We start from the raw sequence: 12543 nt of genomic DNA on the forward strand, positions 1-12543 counted from the left end.
CCCCTCCTCCGCCGCCGGAGAAGCCGCCGCCACCACCGCCTCCCGCGGAAAATGCCGAGGAAGAGCTCGATACCGGCGCCGGGATGGTAGACGCGATCGTGGATGCCATGGAGGAAGAGAAGTCGCCGATCGTTCCGCCGATATTACCCGAGCGAAAATCGCCGGAATACCAGACCGGCGCATACGCCGCTGCCGCTGCCCCGGCGGCTGTGGCAAGCCAGGCTTCGAAAGCGCGCGACCAGGGCTTTTCGACGCCGAGTGCGACTGCATAGGGCAGCAGTTTTTCGAAGTGCTGCGGCGACATCTGCGGCGCGTCCTGCATGTTCATTCGGTCGCGTTCGGCGAGCGTCAGATATTGCCGCAAGCCAGCAATGCCATCTGTCATCTTTCGTCCGAGCGGCGTTGGCGCCCCCATCAGGAAGAAGAAGACGACATTGAGAGCGAAGATGCCGACGATGCCGGCCACCAACGCCAGTTCGCCCGCTTTCATCAGCGGCGCAACCAACGCCGCGAAAACGCTGGTGATGACCGACACCATGACGAACCCGATGAAGGCGAAGACCAGCACGGAAAAGATGCGCCGTCCGAGACCGGCATCGTGACGAAGGAACGTCCGACCTATCGCGCCGGCAAAGATCGTGACGACGATCGACAGGATGCCCGGCAACACGATGAGCGGCAGTGCATTCTCATGTAGGCGGCCGAAGATGACGATAGCGGCCAGGATCAGCACCGACGCGGCAATACCGGCAGTAATGTAGAGCGAATTGGCCTTGTAATATTCGCCGCGATGGTCGCGCTCAATGGCGCTGCGGAATTTCGAGCCGAGCTGCTGCACCGACTGGCCGCTTTCCTTGTCGATGACAAGCGGGGAGAATGGCCCGAGGGCCTGCATGAGCACCTTGTCGCCGCCGCCGAGATCGCTGCCGGCCTTGCCAGTCATGCGGATGACGACCTTGCTCTTCAGATCGTCGAGGACGACATAGCCGCGCACCGCAAGATCGATCGCGGTTGCCGACAGCGCCGTCCATCCCGCACCGGAAAAACCTCTATTGTCGATATAGTTGACCAATGCCGGCGAAATGCCATCGGGCGGATCCCAACGCGGAACCATCACGCCTCGCGGCGGATCTCGCCCGACGGCGATCCAACTGCGGAGATAGTAGGCGAACACTAAAGACAGGCCGCTGATGGCGATGATCGCGTCGAGATGGTCGGTGATGAACCAACGCCATTGCTGGCTGCTGCTCGGCGCCGCGATCGCGCCCTTCGGCAGTTTGATGGCGATCGTCAGGCCCTCGCCCGGGGCCAGGGGCAGTGTCGTGACGAAGGTGATCCTGTCCGCCTCCGCACTGGCGCTCGCGTCCCGGCCCGTCGAGCCGATGGGCCCGGTGTAATAGGCAATCTGCTGCGGCTTCGCACCATCCGGCAGGGTGGCGGTGGCCGAAGCGCGAAGGATCGGGAATTGCCAGCCATTGCCGGTGACGTTCCAATAAAGCTCGTCGTGATCGTCAAAATAGCGGATCTGCCTGTTCGTGTTGTAGGTGATACGGAAGGTATGCGGACCGCGGTTTATGATCCGATCGGCGTTTCCGATGTAGATGCGCTCCCCGCCTTCGATGTGTTCCTTGCGCCAGTCCTCCGGCGCTCCGTCGCGCTCGACAGAGACAACGTCAAAATCCACCTGCACCTGGCGGCCGGCGGAATCGACGAGAGTTAGCGGAAAGTCCCGGAATATACCGCGACGGATGGCCCGGCCTTCCGCATTTACCGCAATCGTCTCGGTGACATGCATTGAGCCGTCGCGATTGAGGGTAATGGCCTGATCGAAAGCGTTGATGACTTCGGTGGCCGACGCAATTGATGCGGAAAACAGCAAGAGCAAGGCGACAAAGAGTCCGGAAAGCCAACGCGTCATCACACCCCCATGTGATCCGACGGCACCAATCAGGATGCCGCACATGCCCAAATCTTTATCCGCCTGCCCTGAGGCAGTGTCAGTCGCTGTGGGCGACCCCTAATGACGCGAGAACATCCCAATAGGCCGGGAAGGTCTTGGCGACGCAATCGGGGTCGAGAATCGTGATGCCACCAATCTTGAGCCCGGCAAGCGCGAAGCTCATGGCGATGCGGTGATCGGCAAAGCTATCGATCTTGGCCGGCAGCACTTTGCCGGCAAGACTCGGGTCGGATGCAACGATCAGGTCGTCGCCTTCTTCGGTGCCGAGGCCAGGAAAGATGCGCGACAGGCCGCTCGACAGTGCCCGGACGCGATCGCACTCCTTGACGCGGAGATTGGCAATACCAACGAAACGCACTGGCGTTTCGTTGAAGGCGGCAAGGACCGCAAGCGTCGGAATGGCGTCCTGCATCTGCGATCCGTCGATAACGGCGGGCAAATGCGGAAACTGCGAGATCAAGTCGTAAGCGCGGGCGTCCGGCTGCGAGAATTCTGTCGCCGGCGTGCCGAGATCGATCTTGCCGCCGGTCAGCACCTCAGCCGCCCAGAGATAGGTCGCAGCCGACGCGTCGGGTTCGACGGGGAAATCGGTCGCATGGTAGCCAATCGGCTCGACGCGCCAGGTCACCGGGCTGGGGCGCTCGACCTTGGCGCCGAAAGCGCGCATTGCGGCGACCGTGAGATCGATATAGCCGAGCGCGCCGATATGTTCGCCAAGCAGCTCGACATCAACCGGACGGTCGCCGCCGGCGGCCATCATGAGAAGGGCGGAAACATATTGGCTGGAGAGGCCGCCATCGATCTGCACGCGGTTCGCCTCGAAGCGACCGGTACCGTTGACGGTGACCGGCGGGCAGCCGGTCTCGGCAGTCGCGTCGATGCCGAGAGAGCGCAGAGCATCGACCAGCGGGCCGATCGGCCGCTTGCGCATATGGGCGTCGCCATCGACCACCACCTTGCCGTCGACGAGCGCAGCGGCAGCCGTCAGGAAGCGCGTCGCGGTGCCGGCATTGCCGAGAAATAGGGGCGCGACAGGCGAGTTGAGCTTGCCGCTGCCGGTGACGATGAACGTGGTGTCGTCGGGCTCATCGATCGTCACTCCCATCGCGCGCAGCGCTTCGGCCATATAACGCGTGTCGTCGCTCTTCAGCGCGCCCGTCAGCCGGCTCGTTCCCTTCGCGAGGCCGGCAAGCAGCAACGCGCGGTTGGTGATCGACTTTGACCCCGGCGGCATAGCGCGTCCGGTTAGCGGCTTGCCGGGGGGGATAATCGTGAGTTTGGCTCTACCCATCATCAATCTCTTTGGTCAATCAGGAAAGCGGCCGACGGCCTGCGGCTTCCTTTACCGCCTGGAATACAAAACCGGTAGCAGAAATCTCAAAATTTGACGGATGGAACGGCGCGATCGGCCTCGTTCGCGATTTCGAAGAAGGCACGCTTGGTGAAACCGAAGGAACCGGCGAGAAGATTGTTGGGAAAGCTCTCGACCTTGACGTTTAGATCGCGGGCCGCGCCATTGTAATACCGTCGCGACATCTGGATTTCGTCCTCGATACCTTCGAGGGAACGCTGCAATTCGAGGAAATTGGCATTGGCTTTCAGATCGGGATAGGCTTCGGCAAGCGCGATCACACGGCCGAGAGCTTGCGAAAGCAGGCCTTCCACCTGGCCACGAGCAGCGACATCGCCCGGTGGCACGGCCTGGGCCTTGTTGCGCAGTTCCACGACCTCTTCCAACGTCTGCCGCTCATGGGCCGCATAGCCTTTTACGGTCTCGATCAGATTGGGGATCAGGTCGGCGCGGCGCTTCAACTGCACGTCGATACCGGACCATGCCTCCTCCGCCACCTGTCTGGCGCGAACGAGACCGTTGTAGATGAAAACGACGTAAAGCACGGCCAGAATGATGACCGCCAAAATAAGATACATCGCGAACCCCCGCTGCGATTACAATGCACGGGAGACTATGCGCCTTCGCGGATGTTGTCATCCGCTTTCGCCATTCTATGAAGGACTTAGGCTGCCTGCTTGTCCCAGTTCGCCCCGCCTGCATCCGTCAGCAGGAAAGCTTCGCCGCAGGCTTTCGCCAGCGTGCGGACACGCAGGATGTAACTCTGCCGTTCGGTGACCGAGATCACGCCGCGGGCATCGAGCAGATTGAAGACGTGGCTGGCCTTGATGCACTGGTCGTAAGCGGGGAACACGCACTTGTGCAGGAGCTGATTGGCATTGTCGCCCGGCGCGCCGGCGGCGAGCAGCGCTTGGCATTCCCCTTCTGCGTCGATGAAGTGGCGGTGCAGCATCTCGGTGTTGGCGTACTCGAAATTATGCCGGGAATATTCCTGCTCTGCCTGCAGGAAGACATCACCGTAGGTGATCTTCTCGTCGCCTTCGAGACCGTTGAAATTCAGATCGTAGACGCTGTCGACGCCCTGGACATAGGTTGCCAGCCGTTCGAGACCATAGGTCAATTCGCCGGCGACCGGTGCGCATTCGATGCCACAGACCTGCTGGAAATAGGTGAACTGCGACACTTCCATACCGTCGCACCAGCATTCCCAGCCGAGACCCCAGGCGCCAAGCGTCGGGCTTTCCCAATCATCCTCGACGAAACGGATATCATGCACCAATGGATCGAGGCCAATTGCCGCGAGCGAGCCGAGGTAAAGCTCCTGCAGGTTTGGCGGGTTCGGCTTCAGAATGACCTGATATTGATAATAGTGCTGCATGCGATTGGGGTTTTCGCCATAACGACCGTCCGATGGCCGGCGCGACGGCTGCACATAGGCGGCCTTCCACGGCTTCGGGCCAAGCGCGCGCAGCGTGGTTGCCGGATGGAACGTGCCAGCGCCGACTTCCATGTCGTAGGGCTGAAGAACCGCGCAACCCTTGTCAGCCCAATAATTGTGCAGGGTCAGGATCAGCGCCTGGAACGAGCGCTTCGGATTCATGTTGTCGGGCGGGGTCGCGGTCATGGAGATCGATTTCTTCAGGTAATGGATTATTTGCCGGACAGGTGCCACGGCGAGACGGAAGGGTCAAGGCTTTCGCGCCAAACCGTCGCGGTCACCTTTCCTGTTTCCGCCAGCTATCTGACGCTATTCATCATCCCGCTTCACCCGATACTCCCCTGTTTTCGGGTCCTTTACCAGCGTGCCCATGGCGCCTGTGCGCCGTTCGCTTTCGGCGCGGCGCGATTTCTCGGTGAGCTTTTGGGCATCGCGCACGAAGCGCCGATAAAGAAACCAAATACCGCCGACGGCGACGATGAAGAAGATGATCTGCGGCATCTCGCGGCACTCCCGGTTACAATCCGTACCGCCCCCACAATGCCTTCTCCTCTGCCACCTCCGCAAGTCCAGAGGCAAGGCCGGCGCCGATGCCGTCCATGCCCGAAAGGGAAATGCCCGGCGCACGGCGGCCGAAGAGGCTGCGCGGCGTCGTGACCAGCTCAAGCTTGACCTTGTCGCCGAAACGCTTCCTCAGTTCCTGGCGCATATCGCCGAGCCCGTCGATCAGGCCCAGTTCCAGACCGCGCCCGCCGGTCCAGAAGAGGCCGGAAAACACGTCCTCGTCGCCGGCAAGTTTACCCGCCCGACGCTCGCGCACCATGTCGATGAAAACCTTGTGGATTTCCAGTTGCAGGCTCTTCAGATATTCAATGTCCTTTTCTTTCTCCGGCTGGAACGGATCGAGGATCACCTTGTTTTCGCCGGCAGTATATACACGGCGCTCCACCCCGAGCTTCTTCAACAGCTCCGGAAAACCGAACCCGCCTGAAACGACGCCGATGGAACCGACGATGGAAGTGGCATCGGCAATGATCTCATCGCCTGCCAGCGCGATCATATAGCCGCCGGATGCCGCGACATCCTCGACGAAGACCAGCACCTTCTTCTCTCTCTCACGAGCAAGATCGCGGATGCGATTATAGATCATCCGCGATTGGACCGGCGAACCGCCCGGCGAATTGATGACGATCGCAACGGCCGGGGCAGCCTTCATGCTGAAGGCCTTTTCCAGCGCCAGTGAGACACCCGCCAAATTCAGCGACTGCCGGAGAGGACCGCCGCCGGACGCGATGACGCCGCTCAGCCGGACGACAGGGACAACCACTTCATCCTTGCGAAACCGCTTCGGAAGCATGCGCCTGAAAAATCCAGCCATTCGTCGTTCCTGATTCATGATGTTTGCTGCAGGTGATGTATGCATGGAAACGGCAAACGCAACATCAATCATTGCATTTCGCGCTCGGCTTCCTTCTGCCGGCATAGTTTTTCATCAATATGAAGAGAGGTTGAGGGGAAGGGAGGACCGGCTTTCGCCGCAAGCACGGCAGCCTGGAAAAGCTTTTCTCCGTTCCCGCCAAGATTGGGCGTCGCCCCTCTACATTCGTAGATCAAAAAAATTAGTTTTGTGGGGTTGTGATCAGGATTTCCGCATGTCCAGCCAGGCTGCCAACGCGCCGACACGGCGGGCTCCCGCTTCTGCTCGGCCCTTCTTGATGTGGATTCCGTTCATGGGTTTTGTCCCTGTGGTGTCGCGTGGCAACCCCAATTATGTCGCTTGCTTTCGGTCGGTCACATCGTGCGGTCTCTTAGGGGCTTGTCTTCAACGCTCGACTAAATGCGGTAACAACCATATCGATCAGCTGTGCATGGATTTCGTTCCGTGAGCGTCCTCTACCATCCGAGCAGATCGGATCACCTAGGTCTTCAGATTCGGCGATCTCGGCTGCACCGGGTTTGCATTCGGGAAACATGCTAAAGTGGCTCGCATCTTCGATCGTGGAATATGTCGCATGTGGAATGGCTTCTGCAATTTTAGCGGCCTGCACGGTCAGAGGGATTTTTCCGGGTTGACCTAGATTTACGAGGACAACGGGAATTGAAATTCGGGAAAAGGTACTGAATTCAAAGACATCGACAGGCCCAGGATCAATCGCCATAGCAAATCTGACGCGCGCATCTTCATTGTCGCGACCGGCCAACGTCAAATCCATGGCATGTAAATCGACGCCGCTTTGCCTGACCCATTCACAAAGCGAAGAATTGAGCGCGTCCGTATCGCAATAGCTCGCCAAGCGTTTGGAGTCGATGCGAGCACCTGCTATTGCCAACGCCGTGCTGCCGCCCATTGAAAGCCCAAGGATCCCTACCTTGTTAAGCTCAAGGTGCTCTCTAAAAGCAGCGTTTTTTCTCGTCGCGTTCAGGGTCTCAGTGATATCCGCAGGCCTCAACCAAAGTTTCATCGTTTCCGCTGCGGATCGGTTTGCACCTGTATTTCCGGGATGAGTAGGGGCGGCCACAACGAACCCCTGCTTCGCTAAGGGCATCGCAATCCAGCTCAAGGCTTGTGCATTTCCTGCCAATCCAGCGCCGTGAGAAAGCAATACCAGGGGGAATTTCCCGTACGCGATCGGAGCGTCGAGCATGGCGGGCGTCCCCACAAAAAAGAGGCTCTCACCAAGCGAGACCGGTTTGCCACCTGAGTCTGCCGGATACCAAACAGTCACAGCGAGATCGCTGCCCCGCTCCTTGGAGGGAACCGCAACCTGACGCACGCCGACATCTCCGCTGGCAGAGGCCGATTGCTGCATTATCGCGATGGCACAAAGCATTAGCGAAATTTTCATCAATAATTTCATTGTGCCCCTCTTGTGGCTCTCATCCTCGACATACCGTCAATCCCCGCAGCGCACTTGGATTATTAGGCAACCCGGGATGACGTGTGCTCAGGCTCAAGATTGACGGGAAAACAGGCCAGCTCGCCCTCGAACGCGATCTTGGACGTCCGAGATCGCGATCCAGGTCGTTTAGTCTAATGATTGTCGCCCGAGGCGGAGGACTGCGAGGAGACGCGGGCCTCAGTCCGCGCCTCAGGGCAAAGGTATTTCACCACCGACGCGGCGATAGGCGCTAGGGGTCATGCCCATGATACGCATAAACTCCCGATTGAAGTTCGACTTCGTGCCGAACCCGGATTCCTGCATGATCACTGTCACCGGATCACCTGTTGCGACCAACCGTCGCTTCGCATCGCCGACCCTGTACTCGTTCACGATCTGTGAGACGTTGCGACCGTGAACTCGGTTCAGAGCGCCAGAAATCTGCCGTGCAGGTATGCCCGCTCGCCGCGCGAGGCGTTCCAGTGTCAGGTCCGGGTCGCGATAGAGATGTTGCGCGCTCATCAGCGCATCGATCCGCTGCGCTATGGTTGCGTCCTCCTCGCTGCTTGAAGAGGACGGGAAAGATAGAGCTTCGGGAGTTGCGAAGCTCCGCTCCGTCGCGTTGGAGTCCATATCGGGACGGGCGTTGTAGGCAACCGTAGCGGCATAGCCAGCAACCGCCAGCCAAAGGACATTTGCAACGGTTAGGACCGTTCGGGCCTGCTGACTTTCGCCGAAGGAAAGATCGAGCGCTACCGTTGCGTCGATAAAGGCCGTCGTAATAAGCAAAACCGCCACTGCGACGAGCGCTTTATGCGCGGTCCACTCATCGTTGATCCGCACTGCGGCAAGTGCACCTGGCCCCTGCCGCGCCACCCGCAGCAGGGCAAGTCCGTATCCGAGACAGGTCGCAAAAAGAACGAAATCGATTGGCGTGCGCCAGAAGGCGACAAGACCTGCCACAAAGCTCGCCGGTATTACGTGTAGCCACAGGTCTGAGAATTTCGCGGCGTTGTTACGATGGAGCTGATCGAAGGCTGCGAAGGAGAGCCCCGGCAGAAGCGCCGCGACGATCGGCTGGATAAAGCGTGCCGGATACCAACCGATGTTCCAGTTCAGTCCCAACAAAACCGCTTGAACGGCGAGGCTCGCGACGAGCAGCGAAAATAGGCCAACCTTTCGCTCTCCCTGTCGGACCATCCGCACAAGGATAAGGCAGAGTAGAAGTGAAACGACGAACGGCAGCGGAATCGATGGCATGGATGACTATTATCATGTGAGGTCTTTTATTCGTATCCGAGCGTCATCTGGAATTCGCGAAAATACCGATCAAAAGCGACACTTGTTTCAGCGGTTTCGCGCCGTCGCACGATAGCAAATCATATAACGGGCGCTATAACCGCTCCTGCGCCAATCGCGGCCATTGATTGCCTTTGCTCTGGTCACTGGCAATTACCGAATTCGGTCTCCTAGGATGCCACATTCAATTGCGCGCCGATACATGACCATCTTAATGCTTTTGAACGAGAGTACCGAGCCTCTTTTCCGCTCGTCTATTCGTCCGGCGCATGTCATGGTGACGGGCAAAGGCGGGCTCGGCTGCAACCAAGGTGAAGGTGGTCCATGTCGGTAATGCAGATCCCGGGACTGCAATCGTTCACCATTGCGATCCTCGTGTTCTTCGCTGGTGCAAACCTCAACCGTTTCATTCCCCTCCTTGCTCGCTGGAGCATACCCGAGGCGGTGACAGGTGGCTTACTTGCCGCATTGATAACGCTGATTGCGTACGAATTCTTCGGTTTGGAGATCAGCTTTACGCTCGCTGCACGCGACATGCTTCTTCTCTATTTCTTCACCGGAGTCGGGCTCAACGCCAGGCTCTCCGACCTCGTGGCTGGCGGCAAGCCGTTTCTTATCTTGTTGGGTGTCACGCTTGTATTTCTCGTCATCCAGAACGCGATCGCCATCGGAATGAGCGACATGCTCGGCCTCCCCGATGGCATGGCAATCTTGCTTGGCTCTACGTCTCTAATCGGCGGTCACGGCACAACGATTGCCTGGGCACCGATTATCACCGGTCGCTTCGGATTGACGAATGCGCTTGAAATCGGAATTGCGAGCGCAACGCTTGGCCTTGTCATCGCCAGCCTCATCGGCGGACCGACCGCGCAATACCTGATCAAACGCCATAGCCTGAGCGGCTCCGCCGCGGAAGAGCTGGTGATCGGTGTATCGCATGCTGCAGAAACCAGCCATGAAGATGATGTCAGCTATGTCAGCCTGCTGCGAGCCTTGCTGGTGACCAATATCGCCATTCTTATCGGGTACGCCTTGCATGAGATCATCGTGGAAGCTGGCGTCAATCTTCCCTTGTTCGTCGTCTGCTTACTGGTCGCGATCGTGATGACGAACACCGTACCGCTGCTCGCACCGCGCCTCCCTTGGCCGACACGCACGCGAGCGCTCTCGCTGATCTCCGATCTCTCGTTGAACGTCTTTCTCGCAATGTCGCTGATGAGCATGCAGTTGTGGGCTCTAAGCGGACTCGGCACCGCGCTTGTGATCGTCCTCGCCGTGCAGACGGTTGCGGTCGTCGTTTACGTCATGTTCGTTGTCTTCCCTGCGATGGGTCGCACTTATGATGCGGCCGTGATCTCCGCAGGCTTCTTTGGCATCTCGCTTGGAGCGACCCCGACGGCAATCGCCAACATGACGGCGGTAACCAAAACTCACGGGGCAGCAACCATCGCATTCATCATTCTACCGCTCGTCTCTGCGTTCTTCATCGATCTGGCAAATGCAGCAATCCTTGGGTTCCTTGTTCGGTAATTGGTCCTGCGCATTTGTAGTTCACGGCTAAGGCGTCAGTGAAAAAAGGGCCGCCCTTGCGGGCGGCCAGAGGCAGATGGAGGTCTGCTTGTTATTCGGGGATTGCGGCAGCCCGACGGATCAGGCCGCTTCCATCGTGCCGCAAATCATCATGTTGCCGCACATCATCATCGACATGCCGGACGACATTATGGACATCATGCGCGCTTGCGGCATTCTATGAACATATTCTTGTCCATGCCTTCCATCGGCATCCTCTGGCAGACCATGTCTTTCGGTGTCATCTTGCAGGTCATCTTGCCCGTCATCATCTGCATCATGGCATGCCGCCCATAATGGAGTTCATCATCGGCGTCATACCACTCATTATCGGATTCATCATGCCGCCCATCATCGGGCTCATCATCGACATCAAATTCGTGGCGGGATCCATCTTGATCATCTCCGGTGCTCAGCCGCATTTCGGCTTTCGGTGAGCATTCGGATAAAACGACTAAAACTAACGCCCGGTATAAAAAAACGTTCCAACAATCTTTGCTACAACAGAATGAAGGCTCGTCCGCTTCATTATTGAGCAAATTCGTTGTCGGGGATTTTCCTCCATTATTGCGGATTGCAGGAAAGTCACAGGCGATGCGAACGTGGCCTGGAATGGTTTTTCTTGTTGCGAATGAATTGTATTGTCATTCTAAACCGCTTACCTCTTGCGGGATCGAAGCCTGCGGAATCCCTATGGATATCATGAAACCCAAGCCCGATGCGGGCTGGCGTCACGATCGGCAAGAGGGCCCTCTTTCCGATGTCTACCGCTCTGTCGAAACGGCCAAGGGCGGCTCGACGCTGCGCCGCATCGCCGCCTATGCGGGTCCGGGCTATCTCGTCGCCGTCGGCTATATGGACCCCGGCAACTGGGCGACATCGCTCGCGGGCGGATCGAAATTCGGCTATGCGCTGCTGACCGTCGCGCTGTTGTCCAACATCATGGCCGTGGTGCTGCAGGCGCTCTGCGCGCGCTTGGCGATCGCCACTGGCCGCGATCTGGCCCAAGCATGCCGAGACGCCTTTCCGCGCTTCGTCTCCGTGCCCCTGTGGGCGATGGCGGAAATCGCCATCATCGCGACGGATATCGCAGAAGTCGTCGGCACCGCTATCGGCCTCAATCTCGTCTTCGGGTTGCCGCTCGAATTCGGCGTGCTGGTCACCGCTTTCGACGTCTTTCTCATTCTTTTCCTGCAGCGGCTGGGCTTTCGGTGGGTGGAAGCGCTGATCATCACCCTGCTCGGTGTCATCGCCTTCTGTTTCGGCATTCAGGTTTTCCTTGCCGATCCCAATTGGAGCGAGGTCATCAGGGGCTTTTTGCCGACAACCGCGATCGTCAGAGATCCGAACATGCTCTACCTCGCGCTCGGCATCCTTGGCGCGACCGTCATGCCGCACAATCTCTATCTGCACTCCGGCATCGTGCAGACCCGCGCATTCGGTCAAACGCTGCCGGAAAAGAAAGAGGCGCTAACCTATGCCACGATGGATTCGACCGTGGCGCTGACCTTTGCGCTGCTCATCAACGCTTCCATCCTCATTCTCGCCGGGGCGGCGTTTCATGCGCGGGGCCATAACGATGTGGTCGAGCTCGCCCAGGCGGAATCGCTGCTGGCGCCTCTCCTCGGCCTGGCGATTGCGCCGACGCTGTTCGGGATCGCCCTTCTCTGCTGCGGCCTCAACTCGACGGTGACGGCTACGCTTGCCGGGCAGATCGTCATGGAAGGTTTTCTGCGGCTGAAGGTGAAACCCTGGCTGCGCCGCCTCGTGACACGCGGGCTGGCGATCGCCCCCGCCGGGATCGTCACGATCTGGTTCGGCGACGCCGGTACGGCGGAATTGCTGATCCTGACCCAGGTCGTGCTCAGCCTGCAGCTTTCTTTCGCCGTCTTCCCGCTGGTCATGTTTACCGCCGACAAGACCAAGATGGGCGAGCTGGTCGCGCCACGCTGGCTGACCACCGTCGCCTATATCATAGCCCTCATCATAGCCGTTCTGAACGTCAAGCTGATCTTCGACGCGTTTTGAGGCATTCCCTGATTTCACT

General features: G+C 58.8%; 13 protein-coding genes. 3 read left to right on the forward strand and 10 right to left on the reverse strand.

Features of this window, described 5'->3' with window-relative positions; translation table 11 throughout:
* The 9 genes from PY650_RS22105 to PY650_RS22145 form a co-directional block, all read right to left on the reverse strand.
* The coding region (locus PY650_RS22105) for a DUF2207 domain-containing protein (RefSeq protein WP_285881694.1) at window positions 1-1918 on the reverse strand (1918 nt) is incomplete at its 3' end.
* A gap of 79 nt (window positions 1919-1997) precedes the next feature.
* Window positions 1998-3254 (reverse strand): 3-phosphoshikimate 1-carboxyvinyltransferase, encoded by a 1257-nt coding sequence (locus PY650_RS22110; protein WP_285881695.1) that lies wholly within the window; start codon window positions 3252-3254, stop codon window positions 1998-2000.
* 83 nt (window positions 3255-3337) lie between these two features.
* A complete protein-coding gene (locus PY650_RS22115; RefSeq protein ID WP_285881696.1) occupies window positions 3338-3889 on the reverse strand; it encodes a LemA family protein in 552 nt (183 codons plus the stop codon).
* Between the two features lie 86 nt (window positions 3890-3975).
* Window positions 3976-4935: a glycine--tRNA ligase subunit alpha gene (locus tag PY650_RS22120; protein WP_285881697.1), complete on the reverse strand. Its 960-nt coding sequence runs from the start codon at window positions 4933-4935 to the stop codon at window positions 3976-3978.
* 123 nt (window positions 4936-5058) lie between these two features.
* On the reverse strand, window positions 5059-5250 hold the full coding sequence (locus PY650_RS22125) for an NfeD family protein (protein ID WP_285881698.1): 192 nt from the start codon (window positions 5248-5250) through the stop codon (window positions 5059-5061).
* A 16-nt stretch (window positions 5251-5266) separates the two neighbouring features.
* Entirely contained in the window at window positions 5267-6127 is an 861-nt protein-coding gene (locus PY650_RS22130; RefSeq protein WP_285881699.1) for a S49 family peptidase, read from the reverse strand.
* 68 nt (window positions 6128-6195) lie between these two features.
* Window positions 6196-6432 (reverse strand): hypothetical protein, encoded by a 237-nt coding sequence (locus PY650_RS22135; protein WP_285881700.1) that lies wholly within the window; start codon window positions 6430-6432, stop codon window positions 6196-6198.
* 125 nt (window positions 6433-6557) lie between these two features.
* A complete protein-coding gene (locus PY650_RS22140; RefSeq protein ID WP_285881701.1) occupies window positions 6558-7607 on the reverse strand; it encodes an alpha/beta hydrolase family protein in 1050 nt (349 codons plus the stop codon).
* A gap of 231 nt (window positions 7608-7838) precedes the next feature.
* Entirely contained in the window at window positions 7839-8888 is a 1050-nt protein-coding gene (locus PY650_RS22145; RefSeq protein WP_285881702.1) for a helix-turn-helix domain-containing protein, read from the reverse strand.
* A 363-nt stretch (window positions 8889-9251) separates the two neighbouring features.
* Between PY650_RS22145 and gltS the strand changes: the two genes are divergently transcribed.
* Window positions 9252-10457, forward strand: coding sequence for a sodium/glutamate symporter (gene gltS, locus PY650_RS22150; RefSeq protein ID WP_285881703.1), 1206 nt, complete (start codon window positions 9252-9254; stop codon window positions 10455-10457).
* 88 nt (window positions 10458-10545) lie between these two features.
* Entirely contained in the window at window positions 10546-10680 is a 135-nt protein-coding gene (locus PY650_RS22155) for a hypothetical protein (protein WP_285881704.1), read from the forward strand.
* Here PY650_RS22155 and PY650_RS22160 read toward each other — a convergent pair.
* Window positions 10655-10918 (reverse strand): hypothetical protein, encoded by a 264-nt coding sequence (locus tag PY650_RS22160; protein ID WP_285881705.1) that lies wholly within the window; start codon window positions 10916-10918, stop codon window positions 10655-10657. The two genes, PY650_RS22155 and PY650_RS22160, sit on opposite strands and share 26 nt — an antisense overlap.
* Window positions 10919-11189: 271 nt before the next feature.
* On the opposite strand from PY650_RS22160, the gene PY650_RS22165 reads away from it, so the two are divergent.
* The gene (locus PY650_RS22165) at window positions 11190-12524 is read left to right on the forward strand and encodes an Nramp family divalent metal transporter (RefSeq protein WP_285881706.1); all 1335 of its coding nucleotides are present in this window, start codon (window positions 11190-11192) and stop codon (window positions 12522-12524) included.
* The last annotated feature ends 19 nt before the right edge of the window (window positions 12525-12543 follow it).

Source organism: Martinezella calliandrae (assembly GCF_030272695.1).
In the GTDB taxonomy this organism is placed as follows: Bacteria; Pseudomonadota; Alphaproteobacteria; order Rhizobiales; family Rhizobiaceae; genus Rhizobium; species Rhizobium calliandrae.